Raw genomic sequence first — 20,190 nt, forward strand, 5'->3', positions numbered from 1 at the left:
TTTACGGAATTAGGTCGACCACTTACCCAAGTTACGCCTTAAATTTGGCTCAATTAGGGGCGCTTTGCATTTCAAATCTTTGTGCAACAAAGCCCATATGAAGCTAAATTGGCATTTGTAATACCATATTTGAATTTTCTGTATTTGAATTATATTGAATATTGTTATCAAGGTTCGCCAATTGAAAAATTTAGGCTATTTGCATTATAAGGTGGGATTTATATAAATCTCACCTTAATTTTTAAACTCAACAATTTTAAATATTGCAATCTAGGGTTGATTCTACTAAAACATGTTTAACTCTATAATTTGCATTACAGGGTTGGGATTAATCATTTACTATCTAGACTATACTCATTCACATTTAATTTAACAGAGGTACTAGTGTCTGTGAGTTAGATTTAATCTGTGCTGAAACTGCAATTCCAAGTTGAGTTTGTATCCATTGCTTTTCTTGATAGTCCAAGTTATGCAAATACGCATGATTAGCAACGATGCTACCTAATAAGGACATAACTAGTATGTTATTCGAATGTTCACGTTTAATTTTTTTGATTAGATTTTTTGGTAGTTTTGAATTAATCAATAGTTGTGAATGCAAATTAATAAGCTTATAAGCAGCGGTAGCTTGTTCTACTTCACTTATTTGATTACTGATACTGATCAATTTAGTATGTGCTGTTGATTGGGATACTAACTGAATCATATAAAAACAAATTGCGTAAATAAAGTTGTGTATTAAATTCTTTGCTATCTCTTTAGCTTCTGACTCTGAACAATCTTTATTGCTATCTAAAATAACATTAAGTAATAGCTCTTCTAAATCTTTTTCATTATCGTTGAATACACTCAAATAAAAATTTAATACTTTTAATCCAATATTATAAGTTGAACTAAGAATTTCTTGTAACTCTCCAATAGGAATTGATGAATGTCTATTTTTAGCAATTTGTCCCAAAACATCAATACTTCTCAATGCTGATGTAGCTTGTTGTAATAAATTAAATTCGTTTGAGTTATCTAAAACCTTTCCATTTATATCATTAACATCTAAGGCGTAATTAACAGGAGTAAATTCACCAAATTCGTCTTCAAGCTGATCTTGCTTTTCTAATAACTCTATGCGTTGTTCTTCAGCAGTTTTTGTATCATCTAATGAAATTTTCATTAACCGATCACCAAGTATCTGTTTATAATCCTGAATTGCATCTAAGGACATATCAAATGTTTTTATATGATCCAGTAGGCAAATTGCGTGAGTTAAAATTTCATCTAATAAATCTGTTCCACGTAAATGATGGACTAAAAAAATAAGGATGTTAGCATTATGCTCATTATGTATATTTTCACAAAGATATGTGATGTCACTCTTTAAGAGTTTTGAATTATCAGATAGATGCTTAGCACATGAAAAATAATATAAATACTTTTGAGAAAACTTTAATGAATCATTATCAGGAGAAGATAAAATTCCTGAATTTAGTAGAATATCTTTTACATTGTTTGGAGGAACAAATTGCTGGCTATAATCAAAAACAACTATATCAAATTCTTCCTCAGAAATATTTTCAATCTTTAATTTATAAAAATAATATGCTAGATATGATAAAAAGTTTAATATGCCATCTAAGTCATTTATAGCTACCTTTGCTTTACTCAGCATTCCTGTGATTAATACGTGATAGCATTGTCCATATGAAGTAAGAGAGTAATTCCCATTCGTATAAGATAAATTCTCTAGTGTTTGCATAATACTAATGATATAAATTGGGCGAGAATCCATAATATTTTTCTTCATTATGGAATCAAAGTTACGTGAAAATAAATCAATACGATTATATACTTCATCAGATATTATATTTTGGTCATTATTAGATTCTAATAGCACCCATTTTTTAATCAATTCATGGCGTTTTTTATACCCAAAAGGTAGAATTTCAGCCTCCCTAAACCCATGCTTTATATATTTATTTTGACTTTGAATAAACTGTTTTTTATCAATAAATATAATCACTTGAGAAAATTCATCTGCTAATTTTTTTAGTAAATTATCAAGGTGCTGTGGTTTTAACTTTTGTTTTTCAAAATCATCAATAAAAACGGTAATTTCTTTATATGACGGTAGCTCGCTAACTTCGAATTTATCTTTATATGATTGAATTATACTTCCAATATCAGTTGACTTTATATCCAAACCATTGAAAATTATTACCTTTTTTCCATTATTTAGGTAATCTTGAGCTAGTTTTTTTAGTAGAGATGTTTTACCAATTTCTTCCGTACCTAAAAAGTATATAAACTTATGTGATTCTAGAACCTCTTGAGGTGTCCATGTTTGTTTTTGTATTGTTGAAACATCATTTATTACTCGGATATCAGGATAAATAAAGATTTCATTAAGGCTAAGGAAATCTTTATTAGCATGTTTTATTTGGATACCTAAGTTGTTTAAGTAATCACTTAATTTAGTAGATTCTATGAATTGCCCATCGATTACATTTTGTATCTTAGGCGTTAGTTTTTTTTTTCACTTATTTGTTGTTTTTTCAAATACTGAATCACATCCATCAATGCATCAGTTACATCTGATAAAGCATCATCTTTATCAGTCCACTCTTTTAATGGCTTTCCATCTTTAGGTTGGCAAAGAACTTGTCCAAAAAAAGTATGTTTCCATACGCATTTTCGTAAAATAATAGGGAAAATATTTGCTTTCCCTATTTGTCGTTTAGCAAGAGCGTCTTTTAGTTCTTTTTCAATACAATAATTAGAGTTTAAATATTCTGGACTAACCAAACAGATCATTAAATTCATATCATTAAGAGCATTTTCTACTTCAGAATCAATATGTTGTCCTGTTAGCAATTGCTTGTCTGACCACAATTTAACATTATCCATACTTTTTATTGCAGGATTGATGAACATAAGAATATCGTTAAAGAATTTTTGATCTTCATCATTGGTATGACAATGGCTTATAAATATATTGATATCAGTAGTCAATTGCGTAGCCTATTTGGTAAATAATTTGAATTAAGAAAAACTTATTTTTAATTAATATACACATTGTAATTTTGCATTTCAAGGTTGAAAATACTGCACAAATTGAATAACATTTGACTATTGCAAAATAAGGTTGAAAAAATGGCTTCTGCACCAAACAATACTGAATCAACACTGGCAAGTTTTATTTGGAGTAATGCCAATGACCTACGTGGAGGTGGTTTTCAGCATGTAGATTTCGCCAAGGTAATTTTACCTTTTACCATTTTAAGACGTTTGGAATGTGTACTTGAGCCAACGAAAGAAGCTGTGCTCAACACTTATGCGCAATTTAAAGATCAAGGTTTAGCTATTGATGACATTCTAACCAATGTCAGTGCGAATCCGTTCTATAACAAATCAACCTATAACCTTTCCAATTTAGGTGGTACAAAAACCAAAGCCAATCTTGAAGATTACATCGCCAATTTTTCTGAAAATGTACGTGTCATCTTTGAGCAATTTGACTTTAATACCACCATTAACAAGCTGTCTAAAGCCAATTTACTTCTACGTATTTGCAATAATTTCGCTGCCATCGACTTGCATCCGAATGTTGTACCTGACCGTACTATGAGTAATGTTTATGAACATTTAATTGCGAAATTCGGTGCAGAAGTCGGTACGGGGTCTGAGGACTTCATGACTCCGCGTGATATTGTGCATTTGGCTGCCACACTATTACTTGAAGCTGACAATGAATTGTTTGAACAAAAGAATGGCTTAATCCGTACCATCTATGATCAAACTTGCGGTACTTCAGGTTTTTTAACCGATATGATGAACTATGTAGAAGGTTATAAAGACCGATATAGTGTCGCTCCCGTACTTGTGCCTTATGGTCAAGAACTGATAGAAGAAACTCATGCTGTCGCATTGGGTTCAATGTTACTCAAAAAATTAGAATCTGACCCAAGTCGTGATCTTTCCAAAAATATAAAATTAGGCAGTACATTAAGCAAAGATCATTTTTTAGATCAGCGTTTTCATTACCAATGTTCCAATCCGCCTTTTGGACTATCTTGGGCAAACGATGCCAAAGCCGTACAGTTAGAGCATAAAGAAAAGGGTTTAAGCGGTCGTTTTGGTGCGGGCTTGCCTAAAGCCAGTGATGGTTCAATGTTATTTTTACAAAACCTGATTTCTAAGCTAGAACTGCCTGAAAATGGTGGTGGGCGTGGTGCGATTGTGCTATCGGGTTCACCTCTTTTTAACGGTGGTGCAGGCTCAGGCGAGTCGGAAATTAGACGCTTTATTTTAGAAAATGATTATCTCGAAGCAATTGTGGCATTACCGACAGATATTTTCTTCCGTACAGGTATTGGTACATATATTTGGTTGATTTCAAACCGTAAACCCGATCAACGCAAAGGCAAAGTGCAACTGATTGATGCAACTGGCATGGGTTCTTCCATGCGTAAAAATGAGGGCAATAAACGCAAGTTTATTGACCAAGATTCAATTGATACGATTAGCCGTATTTACGCTGATTTTGAAGAAAGTTCAGTCAGCAAGATTTTTGACTATACCGATTTTGGCTACCGCCGAGTGAAAGTATTACGTCCTCTACGCATCAATCTTCAATTTGATGGTAAAAAACTGGAGTTATTTAAAGCATCAAAAGAGTTTGGCAAGTTACTGGACAGCGACCGACAAACAATAGCCACTTATATTGAGCAGCAGTTTGGTGACAGCAAAGACTATGCTTGGTTTGACAATACATTCCTGAAAAATCTACCACTCAGCAAAGTCAGTAAGGGCTTAAAGAATGCTTTGATCGCTGCGTTTGGTGTGCAAAATCCCGATGCCGTAGCCGTAGAAATTAATGGTGAAGTGCAAATGGACAGTGAACTTACCGATTACGAGAACATCCCACTCAATCAAGATATTGCTGCTTATATGGCAAAAGAGGTACTTCCTCATGCGCCTGATGCGGTAATTGACACCACTTATACCGATAGAAAAGACGGTCAAGTGGGTGTGGTAGGTTATGAAATTAACTTTAACCGTTATTTCTATGTGTTTGAACAGCCACGTCACCCGAATGACATTATGGCAGAGATTAAAGAGCTGTCTGCCGAAGTCGCACAATTGCTTGGGGAGGTTTAAAGATGCAATTTAAACAATACCCAAGTTATAAAAATAGCGGTGTGGAATGGTTAGGTGATGTACCTGAGCATTGGCAAGTCAAACCCAATAAATATGTATTTAAAATCCAAAAGCGTATTGCAGGAACATTAGGTTTTAATGTGCTTTCAATTACGCAAAAAGGTTTAAAAATTAAAGATATTGAAAGTAATGCGGGGCAAATGGCTCAAGATTATTCCAAATACCAAATTGTAAATGTCGGTGATTTTGCAATGAATCACATGGACTTACTAACGGGATGGATTGATATTGCCAAAGTTACAGGTGTTACTAGCCCTGATTATCGGGTGTTTGAAGTTAGAAATGAAAAAGTTAGTAAAGAATATTTTTTGCATTTATTCCAATTAGGTTATAGAGATAAAATTCTTTTTGCTTTTGGTCAAGGTGCTGCTCAGATGGGCAGATGGCGTTTGCAAAGTGAAGCTTTTAATACTTTAAAAATGCCATCCCCTAGCATTGAGGAGCAACAAAAAATCGTTTCATTCCTCGATACTGAAACAGCCCGAATTGACAACCTGATTGCCAAGCAAGAAAAGTTAATTGAGCTTTTGGAAGAACAGCGTAAGTCGATTATTTCTCATGCTGTGACTAAAGGTTTAAATCCCGATGCACCGATGAAAGACAGTGGTGTGGAATGGTTGGGGGATGTGCCTGAGCATTGGACGGTGTTAAAGAACAGACACATATTCAACTTTAGTAAAGGCCTAAGTATCACGAAAGAAAACTTACAGGAATCAGGAATTCCGTGTGTTAGTTATGGTGAGGTGCATTCAAAATTTGGATTTGAATTTTACCCTGAAATTAATGACATGAAATTTGTGTCAGAAGAATATTTAGAAACCTCAAAAAACTGCCTTTTGAATAGTGGTGATTTTATCTTTGCTGATACATCAGAAGATTTTGAAGGTTCAGGTAATTTCTCATATTTAAATAGTAATTCCCAAGTTTTCGCAGGGTATCATACTGTTATTGCTCGTTTAAAATCGAAACAAAAACCGAGATTCTTTGCATACATATTTGATTCAAATGCACATCGCAAACAAATTCAAACACAAGTTAAAGGTATTAAAGTTTTTAGTATTACCCAAGGTATATTAAAAGACATATATTCTTGGCTGCCGCCAGTTCATGAACAAGATTTAATTGTTGAGTATTTAGATAATGAATGTAAAAAAATATCATTATTAAAAGCCAAGCAAATAGAACTAATCGAAAAACTGAAAGAATATCGTGCTTCGATTATCTCCCATGCGGTTACAGGAAAAATTGACGTAAGGGAGTTTGACGCATGATTTCTTTAGCAAACACTATCTAAAGCCAATATGGGAATGCCTGAGTTATGGCATCAAGCCCCGTTTTGGCAACACGCATTACAACAGAATTAAAAATTAGGGGAATCGCATGAATATCTTGGCAGACAAAGCCCATTATGAAAGTCACTTAGAAGCCTATATTGTGCAAAAACTGCAAGCGCAAGGTTGGGTGGTTGGGCAAAGTAAAAATTATCATACCGAATATGCACTCTATCCCGAAGATTTAATCACATGGATTCAAGCTACACAGCCTGAAAAATGGGAAAAACTGCAAGCACTAAATGGTAGTAATACCGAAAAACGCATCATCGACCGCTTGGATGATGAACTGAATAAGAAAGGCACAATCCATATCTTTCGTAATGGCTTTAGCATGGCGGGCGCAGGCACAATCGACCTCAGTGAAAGCGCACCCGAAGATGGACGCAATCAAGCCGTCATTGACCGCTATAACGCCAATATTCTACGTGTTGTCCCACAACTCAAATATCATCCATCCAAAGATGCAGGGATTTTGGACCTTGTGTTCTTTATTAACGGCTTGCCAATGGCAACGGTAGAAATTAAGACCGAGTTTAACCAGTCTTTAGAAGATGCCATTGAGCAATATAAAAATGACCGTAAGCCGATAGACCCTAAAACAAGACGTAAAGAGCCATTGCTGACACCTAAGCGTGGTGCAATTGTGCATTTTGCTTTGTCTGAATCTGAAATTGCCATGACCACCGCTTTAGATGGTGAAAGCACCTATTTCTTGCCGTTTAACAAAGGTAATCAGGGACATGCAGGCAACCCTCCTGCGGATGCAGCCAAAGGTGAGGATTATCCAGTGGCGTATTTTTGGGATTATGTCTGCCAACGTGATAATTGGCTGAAAATATTCCATAACTTTGTCTATGTGGAAAAGAAAAATAAAGTCGATCTATATGGCAACTGGACTGTACAGGAACGCTTGATTTTTCCACGTTATCACCAGTTTGATGCGGTGAATAAAATCATTGCCGATGTGCAAGAAAAAGGCGTAGGACTGAATTATCTGTGTGAACATAGTGCAGGCTCAGGCAAAACCTCTACGATTTCTTGGGTGTGTCATTCACTGGTGCGTTTGCGTCATAATGACGGTACACCGTTTTATAACTCCGTCATTGTGGTGACAGACAGAACGGTACTGGATGACCAGTTACAGGAAGCCATTCAACAATTAGACCATCAGAAAGGCTTAATTGCTGCAATTAACCGTGATGACAAAGAACATGCAGGCAAATCGAAAAGCAAACAGCTTGAAGATGCACTGTTGTCCAATAAACAGATCATTATTGTGACCATTCAGACTTTCCCGCATGTGATGGAAGCGATTCTAACCAATACCAGTTTAAGCGACCGTAACTACGGTATTGTCATTGATGAAGCACATACCTCGCAAACAGGCTCAACAGCATCTAAACTGCAAGCGACATTGGCATTGCAGTCGGGTGAAGCAATGGCTAACCTGACTGTTGAGGAATTACTTGAGCAGATTCAAAAAGCCCGTGTACAGTCTAAAAACATCAGTCACTTTGCCTTTACTGCAACCCCAAAACACTCGACTAAAATGCTGTTTGGACGCACTAAAAATGGTGAGCCTGCCAGTGATGACAACTTGCCTGAATCCTTTCATTTGTATCCGCAACGTCAAGCCATCGAAGAAGGCTTTATTTTAGATGTACTGCAAGGCTACGTGCCTTATAAAACAGCTTTTAAACTCGGCGGTGAAGCTGTTGATGATGATAAACGGGTCAATTCTAAAGCAGCCAAAAAAGCCTTAGCCCGTTGGATGGCTTTACACGCGACCAATGTCACCCAAAAGGTGCAGTTTATTATTCAACACTTTCACCACAATGTTGCCAATTTGCTTAATGGTCAAGCCAAAGCCATGATCGTGACCAGTTCACGCCCTGCGGCAGCACGATATAAAATTGCCTTGGAAAAATATATTGAAGATAACCCTGAATACAGTGCCTACCGTGTCTTAGTGGCATTTTCGGGTAAGCTCACGGGCAAACAGATTAGCCATGAAGCAGATGGTGATACCGAAAACGGGGCGCTATTTCAAGTTGGTGAAGATGCTGAATTTACCGAAGCCAATATGAATGCCGATGCACCTAATTCTGATTTACGCATCGCATTTGACCGCCCTGAATATCGTTTAATGGTAGTGGCGAATAAATTCCAAACAGGTTTTGACCAACCCAAACTCTGCGCCATGTATCTTGATAAAGTCATTGCCAATGAGGTTGAAGTGGTACAAACCTTGTCACGCTTGAATCGTACTACCACTGGCAAAGATCAAACCTTTGTAATTGACTTTGTAAATGACCCTGAATGGATTTTAAAGTGCTTCAAAAAGTACGATAACGGGGCAACAATGGTGGATGTACAAGACCCGAATGTGGTTTATACCATCAAAGATAATATTGAAGAACTTGATCTGATTACCGAAGATGATTTGGAGGAGTTTAAAGCAGCTCGTTTTAAAACTATCCGCGATATTAGTAATCATGATTTCAAAGAAACCACACATCCCGACCTGTTTAAAGCAACCGATCGTGTCGCCCGCCTGTTTAACCAAAAACTGAAAATGCTCAAACAGGCGATTGTGCTACAGGAAACCGCATTTGATCAAGCCAAAGCAGACGGCAATGATGAAGGCGCAGAAAAAGCGGAATTTGAGCGCAAGCAGTTAGACGTAGAATTACAAACTTTAATGCGCTTTAAAGGCAATTTGGATAAGTTTAGCCGTATTTATTCCTATGTAGCACAGCTTATTGACTTTGGCGATCCTGAACTTGAAAACTTCTCGGCATTTACCAAGCTCTTATCCAAACGATTAAATGGTATGTCTGCTAAAGAAATTGATATTTCAGGCTTGGTACTGACTGGCTTTGGCATCTTTAAAAAGAAACTTAAAACCGATGATACAGATCATCCCGAAGCGGATGAACCTCAACCATTAGCCCCCATCCAAGGCACAGCGAACGGTGACTTACAGCCAAACAAAATGACTTATCTCAAAGAAGTGATCGAGCTGATTGCACAGACCTTTGGGGATATTTCTACCCGTGAAGAACAGGTGGTGTACATCAATCATTTAGTAACCATTCTACGAAATAACGATGTAGTTATGGCTCAGATTGAAAATAATCCTGAAGCCACAGCCTTGCAAGGTAATTTGCCATCGGCAACGAAAGGCGCAATTATTCAAGCACTGACCTCACATCAAGACTTATCAGCATTGTTGCTCAAGACCGATGCACAAGCGATGCAGAATGTGATCAAGGTGCTGTATAAATTGCTTAAAGATGGTGAAACCATTGATGTGCATCGTCTAACATAACGGAGTATTGGAATGATTGATATTCTGCAACTGGAAGGGGTACAGCCGATAGATTACCGTAATGAAGATGGCTGTATTATGATTACTGTACAGCCAAGCGGTGAGCATTTGGAAACATGCCCTGAATGCGGTGGACGCTTATATAAGCACGGTCAGCGTATCAATCATTTTGCTGATACCCCCTTGCAGATGCAACCAGTAAAAATTGAGGTGATACGAACACGCTATCGCTGTTCTGAATGCAAAAGCATGATAACACCTCAACTCAGCTTCTTAGATGAAAAACGCAGAGCGACCCATCGGCTGATTCAGCAAGTACGCAAGCGTTGCTTAGATCGAACTTTTACACAGCTTGCCGAAGATACGGGTGTAGTCGTGAACACCATTAAAAACATTACGCTCGATTTCGTGGAGGAATTAGAACGAGATATTAAGTTTGAAACTCCAACGATTATGGGTATTGATGAACTTAAATTGATGGGAACATATCGCTGTGTCATCACCAACCTTGCTATGAACAGCTTATATGATATGTTGCCTGAAAGAACTCAAGATACATTGATACCATACTTCGCCAAACTGCCTGATGCAGAAAAAGTAGAATGGATTTGTAGTGATATGTGGCGACCCTTCAAAAAGTCATTCCGTCTGCACCTACCAAATGCCAAGTTGGTTATTGATAAGTTTCATGTAGTGAGAATGGCAAGTGAAGCTTTAGACACTGAACGTAAAGCTTTACAAAGTAGTTTGGACCGTGATGCCCGACTGAATATGAAAAAACATTTACGGTGGATACTGCTTAGACGACCAAATTCATTGACCGAAGATCAACAAAGAATTTTAGGAAATTTAGAAAAATGGCATCCTGAATTTAAGGAAGCTTATGACCTCAAAGAGCAGTTTTATAATATTTATGAAGCAACAACCAAAGACGATGCCATACAAAGGTTTCATGAATGGGAAAGCAGTATTCCCAAATATTTAAAGTCTTTCCGTGACGTTGCTAAAACTGTGAATAATCACTTTGAGGATATATTCACCTATTGGGATGCGCCAATAAGAATTACCAATGCTTATACTGAGGGGCATAATGGTATTACAAGGGTCGCAAATCGAATGGGACGAGGATATACCTTTGAGGTGCTTCGAGCAAAAATGTTATATAACAAAGTGGCTCGATCTATTACAACTTTAAAGACTCCATCATCTTCATTAAAATCAACCGAAGGTTATGAGGGTTTAACTGCATTTCCAACCAAGCAAGAGAAAACTAAGTTGGAATATGGCGCTTATATTCCAACCTTGGTTGAATTGTATGGCGGTGATAAAGATTTGGATGAAGAACTAATTTCAACCATATAATGCAAATAGCCAAAATTTAAAGCTTATGTTGATCTTTTGGAAGAAAAAATTGATTTATTGAGTGCTACAGAAATTGAGATAGCCAAATATTGCTTTTTTAATACAACTAATTTACAAAAGGGTAAGATTAAAAAATTCTGTCAAAAAATCAGAGAAAACTCGGTTCAAATTAAGGGAAAGCGTGCAAAACAACCAATTGAAATCAGTAAAATATCTTTTAATGCAGCTAGTGATATCCACCTATTACATGTAGCAAATATGATGGATGGAGAATATTTGGATGAAAAAAAGCAAGATTGTTGGGTAGTAACAACAGATAAAAAATTAGCTGCTTTTTGTGAACTTTTTCATCAAGTAAGTATTGATGGGGTACTACAGCCCTATGCTATTGCAACAGTGCCTGATGAAATGATAGATAGTGAATATTGGCAATCGGCAAATGAATATTTTGCATTAAAAAGTATAAATCGTAGGGCACATCATTTATCAACAAAAATTGATCTAGATAAACTACTTTTAGTTGTAAACGATGCTGTTGATAAGATTGAAAGAGATTTTAAATATTTATGAGTATTAATAAATGCAAACAACCTGTCATAAGACAGGCTGTTTTTATTTATGCTGCTTTAAGCTCTTTTTGCTCAAGCCAGTTATTAATCTGGCTTTCGCACCAAGTGGGCATACTTGCAGTCAAATACGTAGGTTCTGGGAAATCACCTCGACGGATCATCTTCCAGAAGGTCGACTCTGCGATATTCAGCAGACCTTTACTTGCAGGCTTATGAGAGAGCCGTCTTCTACGACCCTTACGATCAACATAGTCTTTTGCAGGACGTTCAGGGTAGTTTACGAGGTCTTTTACTCGATAGCGTTTTTCAATCATATCTTTGTTCCTATTCAATCAGCATTGGTTGCTGATGCCGATACCGTTGAGATTTAATGCGTTCTCGACGGTATCAAGTTATTCGGGTGATGCCTTATTTCTGTTAGTTATAGCTTTAAGTAGATGGATCATCGGCTTGATAGAACACTTCAAAAGAGGATTTATTATCAAAAATCCGAAGATAGTGGTCTGTACCTACCAAATAGGCCTTTAGAATTTGAAGCCGTTTACCAAAATTGATTTGATTGACGTTATAGAAAATTGGCGTCAATAATTTGGGTAGGGGTGTCCATACCGAGTGAATCAATCCAGTCTGGTCGATGAATTGATTCAGACTCTGATAAATTTTAGTTTCTTCAAAGGGAATGAAGTCACTTGTTTTTCTTGCAACGAAGAAAAACAAGTTCAGATTTACCTGCTGAAATCGATTGGCTTCCCATTTTCCAACGATACCGAGAATATCTGCCTTTTTAGTGTCCTGAGCAACTGAGACGATCTCCTGAATATGGTGATCAAAGAGTAGGTAATTTCGGCTTAAATTCTCATGACTGGTTTTACTGACATCATTGATCAATGTCATACAATAGACATCAAATGAACGTGTCAGTTCCAGTAGATTGGTTATGAAACTTTCGTAAAACCAGTGTCCCTTTCCAAGCGCTCTTGTCCAAGCCTTTTCTCGGTTTTTATGCTTTTGGGTTAAAATAAGCATTTTGTAATGTGCCATATACATATCAACCGCAACTTCAAAGTTGGGATGTAAATGATCCATCATAGGTAACTGATGTTGTTCTATAAGTTCCTTTTGCAACTGGATTCTTGGTGAAAGTTGGATACATGGAATTGTACCAAGTAGATATGGGTTAACTTTCATTCCATTCAGGACAGCACAGAATCTGAGCCCAAAAGGCAGCAATTGCAAATTAGGGGCATCACCAAAACTTCGCATCACCTTAAAAATCTTGCTAGACTTTTTGTTTACCATTTCTGAACCTAAAGCGTCTATCTCATTCAGTGTGGCTTGTTGAGGCGTTGCTAGAGATAAAGAACCAGGCATAGGGATTTGTTGAGGATTCAGATTCTCAAGGAAATGTTCAGCATAAGATAATTCAAACTTATTCATCAGTATTACCCCTTATAGAACTTTTTGACAGAATCAGGATTTAAAGGCGTACACTTTTTCTCACGTGGTCTGCCCATGCCTGATCGCTCTTTGGGAGCTACACTTTTTTGAATCGTGCGAAAGCAGGCGAGTGGTCTAAAAAGAAAATATTGATCAGCTTTTGTTAAATAGGCGAGACAACGACACAAATTATAGATTTTTTCCTGATCGTCATAGGAAATCGTTCCTGTGCAAGGATATTTATAATCTGAGCTGTTCCGATTGCAATTATGATAAGCACCTCTGCCATTGGTAAGCTTGCCCCAATGTTGACCAATATCTTCTGCCCACTTCACGTCTTTTTGATGATCGTGCCCATCCAGTAGAAGAATACAATGCACGTGCTGTCCTTTGTACGGACCATGTTCAAACCGAACCAAATAGCCAATAATTTCTTTAAGCACAGGATTAGAGCGAAAATCACCAAGCAACCGTTCTACATCTGCTTTAATGGTCATTAGACAATGCACATTGTGTCTAGGACTATTAAAGTCTGGAGAGGTATTAGTCAATTCAGAAATATCATATCTGTAGTAGAGGTCTAGACGAAGTACCAGTAGTTTGCTGTACGTGTTTAAATATTTACCCAACCATTTAACACTGCTACGGTAATTCTTCCGGCAGTGCTTTCTGCGCTTTCTGAGTTCACGCTTAGTTTCAGGTCCTAACATGTTTTCTCGAATACGATTTATAAATTGGTTTATTCGCTGAACTATTTCGATATGACAAGGCTCTAACGGAACGCCAGCAGGAGGCAGCATCTGCAATAAAGGTGTATCTGGATAAGCTGATCTGGCATCAACATAGCTGAGAATTTCACTCCCAACTTTAAAATGCCCTGACTCAAATAACATACATTGATCAAATGTACTGCGAGATGGTTCAAACCATGGTGATACTTGATAGGTAATAATTTCACCTTTAGCAGTCTTGTTTGTCTGAAGCACAATTGCGGGAGTTTTGTTTTCCGCACAATGGATTGATAGACGAGAGATAGCTATCATCGTCGTGTATTGATGTTCATCTGGTACCCGCAGATGGTACGGTACGTTATCAAAAGACATGAGTTGGAATAAATCCACCTCACGGTCATCAAGTATTTCTCGATCCGATAACTCAAAACAACCAGCCGTAGAAAGAGCATTAGCAAGCGGGTTAAAGGGAAGGTTCATATAATTTCCTCTAAGCAGAAATTTAGGCAATAAAGTGCCTGCATTGATGATTTACAGGTCATCAATGGCGGTTAATCAAAGAGGATATTCATCGATTCGATTTATTTAGGCACGAGAGAATACCAGACGCAATTCATAGTAAATGCGCGATTGATTTCCTGATGAGAATGGGCTAGTTTGTATTTGTATACGCTTCAATGTCTGAGTTCATTTGTGAATCACTCATTCATATGATCGTGATAACAATCAATGAGTTTGATCGACTGGAATCTCTCCAACTCATTTCAATATCTAATAAATATATTCATATAGATAAATATAATTAAATTAATAACCCGAACTCTCAAGTGCCAATAAATCGAAAATCCATATGGATATCCATTAATTTTTCATTCATTTGTTGCGTTGATCACTTCAATAGTTAGTCCCCTTTTCAGAAATGATTCATATGCAAAAGTATCTATTTGATGATCGGGGATTAGCAGGTCCAAATATTCATTTTCCACAGCAGATCATCAGCAAAAGCGAGTAGCTCATGAGCATTAGTGTACTAGGATTAAGTTTTGAGGTTTTTTTAAGCAAAATCTAAAAAGATTTAGCTAGCGTCTTTTTTTTGTTATTGATTTTTAAAGATTAATTTAATTTGTTTTTTCATGGGTTAAATTTATGTTTACAACTGAGATAATCAGTGATTTGATGTAGCTAGAAGTGTGATTGGGATGATTAGACAGATAAACTCAAGCCAATAACCGAGCTGTTGTAGGTATTAGTATTAAAATTCAACAGTATTCCCAATAGGGTATAGAGCTTTATGGTAAAGTGTTGAAATACAATTGAAAGATGTTAACTTAAATGATACGGGTACTAACTTTAGATTAGGTGACTAAGTGAATGTAGATATTCCAGGCAAAGAAGAACTGAATCAATTAGAACAGCATCTCTATGCTCAGGCATTTTATTGCTTTGGTGTCGGAGCAGATCAGGAAATTTATACTGAGATTGAAAAGCGAGAGACTTTAGAAAAGTTAAGCAAAGGGGTGCAGGCTGTCAAATATGCAATATGTACCAATAGTATTCTATTAGCTGAAATGATGAATACAGTTCATCAGTTGCAAGAAGATATAGATAACACTATTCACTCTGATCAAAATGTTGAAAGATTGAAACTATTATTTAATCAATATAGTGATGCTTTCAGTGAGTTATATGGATTACCCAGTGTTTTTATAGAACGAGTGAAGGGGACAAAGGGAATCAATAAGCGTAAGTCTAATTATCTAAATCGGAAATATAAAATTTTTTACGATATCTTAAGACAGGAAGTTGAAGTACAGGGTAAGTTTAAAAATGCTAAACAGGCAGTTGAGCATGTGATAGATGAGGTCGAGCTTGCCTTTAAAGAATTTGATTATCACTATGCTTCAGAAAGAATAAATGAAATTAAGAAAAAAATTGAAGGTGAAGAGCAAGCACTTGAAAGGTTAAAAGTATCAAAGTCTCCAGCTTTTGCGATAAGGCCAAAATCAACTAAGAAACGAATTGAAAAGCTTAAGATAGATTTAGCAAAGTGGTCTGAAGCCTTACGAAAGGACGAATTGTATTCGGAATTTTCAGGTATCTTTTTGCTTAAGCCTATTAATTTTCTTGATAAAATATTAGCCAGAAACCTTAGAAAGCAGGAAATGCTTTATGCGCAAGTTGTAGAAAAAACATCCAAAACTTAAATTTGGTCTTTTGGATTTGAGTATTATTCAAAATGACAAACATAATCTACGATTTCATTGGTTTGAATCTTGAACTGACTATTTGCAGGAATTTGAAAAGATTCACCAGATCTATAGATTTGCATATTTGGATTATCAGCAATTTGAACTGAGCATTGACCTGAAATGATTTCAATACGTTCAGCCCAATGCGTCTTAAAGGTGAGAGGTTCCTCGGATGGAAGAATGACACCTAAGGTCTTTTTGCTTCCATCTTTTAAAACAAGAATATGGCTGATGGATGCGCCATTAAAATGAACATTGGCTTTCTTTTTAATCGAAACAAAATCGAATTGTTCAGGCACAGTGCTATTCCTAATTTTTATAATGGACTGGAATCAATATTAATGAATTGTCGTAACACAATTCAATATTTTTAACGTTGGGTAAATCTTGTTCCATCAATGCCAATGATCATTGTCTATCTGGCATGTAATCGTTCATCTATTCCTAAACGTATTGACACCATCTATCTCGTTGATTATGCTTTGCTTGCTGGCCACATTGCCAGCCGGTTTTGACGGACCGTTTCTCAGAGCATTAAAAGATTTTTCTTTTAGTGTTTAGCCCCTCGTGCCCCCCTCTAAGGTGGAACGGGAGGGGGGACACCCTTTGGGTGTGCTGGCCTCTGAGACCAGTCCGTCAACCCCTCTTTCGTTCTGCCACCATAAATTCTCAAATGCTTTGGCAGAATTCCGATAGATCAAGGAGTTTGCTATGCGCACTATTGTCTTTTTATTACTCCCTCACTTCATTTAAGTGTTGCTGGTGTTTTGTGCTCTGCACGATATAGCGACGAAAAAAATTAAATAAAAACTTAAATTGACGTGAGGTGATCATGATTCATGGCCGTATTTTAACGACATGTTTACTGCTGCCTTTGTGTATCAGTGCATGCTCAAAACAAGATTCCACGCTTTATATACCTGATAAAGAAGATCAATTATCACAGCGTATAGATCCAATGGCTAATCCAAGGCCAGTTGTTATTGCTGGGCAAAAGATCACAACTTTATATTTAGATAAAACGAGTGATGAAAGTTTTTTACGAGATTTTCAAAACTATATTGTTGATACCAAGGGTGCAAAAAAGACATTTCTTGCTTTAAGACAGCAATTAAAACTCCGCCCTGACCAACTCCTTCTATTTGGGGTACGCAAAAAAGATCACACTGAAATTCCTATAGTCGATCTGACCAGTCCTGATTTGTTTAGTCGAGCGAATAGCTTGGCTATTCAGCATTTGGCTTTACTTAAAGCTAGTTCTATTCCAGATAAAGATCCCTATGAAACAACAGATACTTACCAACAGCGTATCAAAGCTAAACAGCAGCAAACTGAAAAGCTGACAGCAAAAGCCAATATCGATTTGGGGCGTATTGAAGATGCTTTGAACTTTAGCAATCGCTGGATTGAGATTCCTGATTATTTCGACCAATTGAATCGAATTGATTACGATGCTGATCAAGCGTTACTAACCATCCAGACGACAGCACCTGTGGTTCATGAAGATGATTTGAGAATGGTGTCAGAGGATGCACTTATCAGGTTGGTACGCTTTCAAGTTAAAGCATCAGCAGAACAAGCTAAAAGCTTAATTAGCGTATGGGATAGTCGAGCACAAGCATCAGTTTATATGGCTTTTGTATTGGATTACCAACCTCAGGGATTAGCGATCAGCCGCGTTGTACTGATGGAATATCTGGGGATGGATCAACAGTTCCGAGTGATTGAACAACTAAAACCTCAACAGATTTATGTTCAGAAAGTAAGACCAGATTTAACATTGGTCCAACAACAGGTGATTCCACTCCAACAGATCATACCATTCCAATTTGGAATATCCTCACATGCTGAGACTCAAGGATAGCGCCATGAAAATGAATTTTTCCTTAATCAGTTTGATGTTGACTGCAATGATTTGTTCAGGGTGTGGTTTATCTGGAGAGCAGATTGTCCAGCCCAAAGCTAATGATGTTTTGCAGGCATTAAGACAGCAAGATGAATCTGTTGTGCAAATTCAATTAAAGCAATGTCAGCGTTCCAATGTTTATGAGGGGCAAGAGAGGGCACATCCTTATTTTGATTTATATCGCTGTACACTCAGGGTTGAACGCTATGACCTGCTTCTCAACCAAAGTTTTATAAAAGATGAAATATATATATTGAATTTAACGACATCAAATGGCTGGACTATAGGCTCAGGCTGAGGTCTTTTTGATTGATTTCCTGAAAGCAAAATTGAATATAAAGAAAATTCAAATACACATTACCTCAATGAAGCCATATCCAAAGATGGACTGGCGAGCATACGTATTGATAAGAGGATGAGATGGGATTAACACGATTATTTTTATTATTTGGCTGTGCCTTACTGACAGCCTGTAGCAGTTCATTTGAATCCGAGTTTAAGGATGGTTGCCGAAATTGGGGAGCCAATCGCAGTTTCTGTTCCTGTAGCTATGACAAGGTAGAGCAGTACTACGGCGCAGATCGTTTGGAACAGATTAAAGAGCCGTGGCAATTCCCTGAAGACTGGGAGAATAAAGTCCAACAAGCCGGCATGGCCTGTATGTCCAAATTGAAATAGGGAGGACTGACCATGAAGAATTTTCTCATTACTTACCTCCTGATCATGTTGGGCTACTGGGTGAAGCTGATCTGGAGTTTTCCTGCGGGCTATTCCAAAGCCTATCTGCTCGGTCGCGCCTTTGTGTGGCCCTTTGCCTTTCTAGAGTGGCTGTTCTCTTAACAACTTTAAGTGGCATGCCTTTGAGATGCAATAACAGAAAAAAATTAAACAGGTCAGATATATGAAAAAAAGATTGATTTACTTCAGCGCTTTAGCGCTGGGATACAGTTCATGGAGCCATGCAGCGCCTTCTTATGGATTGGGTTCAGCTGAAACCATGGCGCACTTAGTCAATGTACAGAAAGGCAGTGGTTATTCAAGTATTTGTACCTACCGCTCTGCAACACGCCATTATGGTGTACATCAGATTCAAGCCTCAATGTCCAATGGTTGTGAACAACAGCTTGCTTATACCGCAACGTGGGAAGGGGGCGGCGTGTTAAGAGTATTCGGCACAAGTAACAGTTTAATTGTTCGACGAGTCGGCTACCGTGCACCTGCCAAAGCATCACAGGCAGCACCAGCCCCAGTAAGTAAATACAAACGCTTATGTGATAACCCGAATGTCTCCGAAAGCTTTAACCAACAAACAGGTGAAACCACCAACTGCCGAACAGGTGAGGTCACGATTGACCCATACATCAAAGCAATCAAAGAACAAGGCCTATGGCCATATTAAATAGGGGGAAAACATATGCAAAAGCTCAAACCCGCCAGCCTTGTGGCACTGATCATTGGTATTGTCATCGTTGTTGTAGGGGCTTATCTATTGAATCAGCACCAACAACGACAAACAGACCTACAGTTAGCCCAACTGGCATTAGAACAATCCAAAGTCCAAAACCAAACAACGGACATCGCTCAAGCCGCATCTGAACCAATTGAGCACGGGCTCTCAGGTATTGAAGGCTTAACTGAAGATCGTGCCAACCAAACAGCGCATTTAGAGGTCAGTCCTGATGATGTTGCGGGTGCATTAGAGGCAGTCGCACAAGCCAAAGCGACCACACAGAGCAAAAAGAAAGTCACTTCAGGATTGATCGCCTACGGTGATTTGCCCAATGCCTTACAGGAACAACTCCATTGGTTGAATCTAAAAATGATGGAACAGTTTGCAGCCCAGTTTAATACCCGTATTGGTGTCGTGGGTACAGATGAAGGACAGGCTTTTATTATCAATGAACAAACTCCCGACATCATCTATGAAAACAACTTCTATTTAGAGAATGGCACCTGCCGTAAAGCAGAAGCAGGCTTTAACCGTCAAACAGGACAAGCCACAGCCATTGAATTCTACCCATGTTCCTAGTCTCAGGCATACAGATATAGACATGGCGTAA

18 protein-coding genes are annotated in these 20,190 nt (G+C 37.6%); 12 read left to right on the forward strand and 6 right to left on the reverse strand.

Going from position 1 to position 20,190, the window contains the following annotated elements; all coding sequences use genetic code 11:
• Window positions 1–364: 364 nt before the first annotated feature.
• Together F927_RS05585 and F927_RS05590 are read right to left on the reverse strand one after the other, a co-directional pair.
• On the reverse strand, window positions 365–2,506 hold the full coding sequence (locus tag F927_RS05585; protein ID WP_409360445.1) for an STAND family AAA ATPase: 2,142 nt from the start codon (window positions 2,504–2,506) through the stop codon (window positions 365–367).
• An 8-nt stretch (window positions 2,507–2,514) separates the two neighbouring features.
• Entirely contained in the window at window positions 2,515–3,003 is a 489-nt protein-coding gene (locus tag F927_RS05590) for a toll/interleukin-1 receptor domain-containing protein (RefSeq protein ID WP_005082404.1), read from the reverse strand.
• A gap of 141 nt (window positions 3,004–3,144) precedes the next feature.
• Here F927_RS05590 and F927_RS05595 point away from each other — a divergent pair, with 141 nt between their 5' ends.
• The 5 genes from F927_RS05595 (at window position 3,145) to F927_RS05615 (ending at window position 11,808) form a co-directional block, all read left to right on the forward strand.
• Complete coding sequence (locus F927_RS05595; protein ID WP_005082407.1) at window positions 3,145–5,151, forward strand: type I restriction-modification system subunit M; 2,007 nt, start codon at window positions 3,145–3,147, stop codon at window positions 5,149–5,151.
• A 2-nt stretch (window positions 5,152–5,153) separates the two neighbouring features.
• Window positions 5,154–6,482, forward strand: a complete 1,329-nt coding sequence (locus tag F927_RS05600) for a restriction endonuclease subunit S (protein ID WP_005082409.1) — start codon at window positions 5,154–5,156, stop codon at window positions 6,480–6,482.
• Between the two features lie 109 nt (window positions 6,483–6,591).
• The gene (locus F927_RS05605) at window positions 6,592–9,876 is read left to right on the forward strand and encodes a type I restriction endonuclease subunit R (RefSeq protein ID WP_005082411.1); all 3,285 of its coding nucleotides are present in this window, start codon (window positions 6,592–6,594) and stop codon (window positions 9,874–9,876) included.
• 12 nt (window positions 9,877–9,888) lie between these two features.
• Window positions 9,889–11,238 (forward strand): ISL3 family transposase, encoded by a 1,350-nt coding sequence (locus F927_RS05610; protein ID WP_005082412.1) that lies wholly within the window; start codon window positions 9,889–9,891, stop codon window positions 11,236–11,238.
• A 36-nt stretch (window positions 11,239–11,274) separates the two neighbouring features.
• Entirely contained in the window at window positions 11,275–11,808 is a 534-nt protein-coding gene (locus F927_RS05615) for a hypothetical protein (RefSeq protein WP_005082415.1), read from the forward strand.
• A gap of 46 nt (window positions 11,809–11,854) precedes the next feature.
• Here F927_RS05615 and F927_RS05620 read toward each other — a convergent pair whose 3' ends face one another.
• The 3 genes from F927_RS05620 to F927_RS05630 all read right to left on the reverse strand — a co-directional run bounded on the left by F927_RS05620 (window position 11,855) and on the right by F927_RS05630 (window position 14,455).
• Window positions 11,855–12,121 (reverse strand): helix-turn-helix transcriptional regulator, encoded by a 267-nt coding sequence (locus tag F927_RS05620; RefSeq protein WP_005082417.1) that lies wholly within the window; start codon window positions 12,119–12,121, stop codon window positions 11,855–11,857.
• A 115-nt stretch (window positions 12,122–12,236) separates the two neighbouring features.
• Window positions 12,237–13,244, reverse strand: coding sequence for a hypothetical protein (locus F927_RS05625; RefSeq protein WP_005082419.1), 1,008 nt, complete (start codon window positions 13,242–13,244; stop codon window positions 12,237–12,239).
• 5 nt (window positions 13,245–13,249) lie between these two features.
• Complete coding sequence (locus F927_RS05630; protein WP_005082422.1) at window positions 13,250–14,455, reverse strand: inovirus-type Gp2 protein; 1,206 nt, start codon at window positions 14,453–14,455, stop codon at window positions 13,250–13,252.
• Between the two features lie 887 nt (window positions 14,456–15,342).
• Here F927_RS05630 and F927_RS05635 point away from each other — a divergent pair.
• Entirely contained in the window at window positions 15,343–16,179 is an 837-nt protein-coding gene (locus F927_RS05635) for a hypothetical protein (protein WP_004669036.1), read from the forward strand.
• 23 nt (window positions 16,180–16,202) lie between these two features.
• Here the strand turns inward: F927_RS05635 and F927_RS05640 are convergent, their stop codons facing one another.
• Window positions 16,203–16,523, reverse strand: coding sequence for a pyrimidine/purine nucleoside phosphorylase (locus F927_RS05640; RefSeq protein WP_004669035.1), 321 nt, complete (start codon window positions 16,521–16,523; stop codon window positions 16,203–16,205).
• 533 nt (window positions 16,524–17,056) lie between these two features.
• On the opposite strand from F927_RS05640, the gene F927_RS05645 reads away from it, so the two are divergent.
• The 6 genes from F927_RS05645 to F927_RS05665 all read left to right on the forward strand — a co-directional run bounded on the left by F927_RS05645 (window position 17,057) and on the right by F927_RS05665 (window position 20,159).
• Window positions 17,057–18,088: a hypothetical protein gene (locus F927_RS05645; protein WP_005082424.1), complete on the forward strand. Its 1,032-nt coding sequence runs from the start codon at window positions 17,057–17,059 to the stop codon at window positions 18,086–18,088.
• Between the two features lie 4 nt (window positions 18,089–18,092).
• On the forward strand, window positions 18,093–18,428 hold the full coding sequence (locus F927_RS05650) for a hypothetical protein (RefSeq protein WP_004669030.1): 336 nt from the start codon (window positions 18,093–18,095) through the stop codon (window positions 18,426–18,428).
• A 122-nt stretch (window positions 18,429–18,550) separates the two neighbouring features.
• Complete coding sequence (locus F927_RS05655) at window positions 18,551–18,808, forward strand: hypothetical protein (RefSeq protein ID WP_004669028.1); 258 nt, start codon at window positions 18,551–18,553, stop codon at window positions 18,806–18,808.
• A 12-nt stretch (window positions 18,809–18,820) separates the two neighbouring features.
• The gene (locus tag F927_RS17185) at window positions 18,821–18,970 is read left to right on the forward strand and encodes a hypothetical protein (RefSeq protein WP_004669027.1); all 150 of its coding nucleotides are present in this window, start codon (window positions 18,821–18,823) and stop codon (window positions 18,968–18,970) included.
• 61 nt (window positions 18,971–19,031) lie between these two features.
• A complete protein-coding gene (locus tag F927_RS05660; RefSeq protein WP_004669025.1) occupies window positions 19,032–19,529 on the forward strand; it encodes a hypothetical protein in 498 nt (165 codons plus the stop codon).
• Window positions 19,530–19,544: 15 nt separating this feature from the next.
• Window positions 19,545–20,159: a hypothetical protein gene (locus F927_RS05665; RefSeq protein WP_005082427.1), complete on the forward strand. Its 615-nt coding sequence runs from the start codon at window positions 19,545–19,547 to the stop codon at window positions 20,157–20,159.
• The last annotated feature ends 31 nt before the right edge of the window (window positions 20,160–20,190 follow it).

It is taken from the genome of Acinetobacter haemolyticus CIP 64.3 = MTCC 9819 (genome assembly GCF_000369065.1).
In the GTDB taxonomy this organism is placed as follows: Bacteria; Pseudomonadota; Gammaproteobacteria; order Pseudomonadales; family Moraxellaceae; genus Acinetobacter; species Acinetobacter haemolyticus.

What these genes read in the sequence shown, in the direction of transcription:
- F927_RS05595 (WP_005082407.1), top strand. Translation starts at nt 3,145, where the DNA reads ATGGCTTCTGCACCAAACAATACTGAATCAACACTGGCAAGTTTTATT.
- F927_RS05600 (WP_005082409.1), top strand. Translation starts at nt 5,154, where the DNA reads ATGCAATTTAAACAATACCCAAGTTATAAAAATAGCGGTGTGGAATGG.
- F927_RS05605 (WP_005082411.1), top strand. Translation starts at nt 6,592, where the DNA reads ATGAATATCTTGGCAGACAAAGCCCATTATGAAAGTCACTTAGAAGCC.
- F927_RS05610 (WP_005082412.1), top strand. Translation starts at nt 9,889, where the DNA reads ATGATTGATATTCTGCAACTGGAAGGGGTACAGCCGATAGATTACCGT.
- F927_RS05620 (WP_005082417.1), bottom strand. Translation starts at nt 12,121, where the DNA reads ATGATTGAAAAACGCTATCGAGTAAAAGACCTCGTAAACTACCCTGAA.
- F927_RS05625 (WP_005082419.1), bottom strand. Translation starts at nt 13,244, where the DNA reads ATGAATAAGTTTGAATTATCTTATGCTGAACATTTCCTTGAGAATCTG.
- F927_RS05630 (WP_005082422.1), bottom strand. Translation starts at nt 14,455, where the DNA reads ATGAACCTTCCCTTTAACCCGCTTGCTAATGCTCTTTCTACGGCTGGT.
- F927_RS05645 (WP_005082424.1), top strand. Translation starts at nt 17,057, where the DNA reads ATGATTCATGGCCGTATTTTAACGACATGTTTACTGCTGCCTTTGTGT.
- F927_RS05650 (WP_004669030.1), top strand. Translation starts at nt 18,093, where the DNA reads ATGAAAATGAATTTTTCCTTAATCAGTTTGATGTTGACTGCAATGATT.
- F927_RS05655 (WP_004669028.1), top strand. Translation starts at nt 18,551, where the DNA reads ATGGGATTAACACGATTATTTTTATTATTTGGCTGTGCCTTACTGACA.
- F927_RS17185 (WP_004669027.1), top strand. Translation starts at nt 18,821, where the DNA reads ATGAAGAATTTTCTCATTACTTACCTCCTGATCATGTTGGGCTACTGG.
- F927_RS05660 (WP_004669025.1), top strand. Translation starts at nt 19,032, where the DNA reads ATGAAAAAAAGATTGATTTACTTCAGCGCTTTAGCGCTGGGATACAGT.
- F927_RS05665 (WP_005082427.1), top strand. Translation starts at nt 19,545, where the DNA reads ATGCAAAAGCTCAAACCCGCCAGCCTTGTGGCACTGATCATTGGTATT.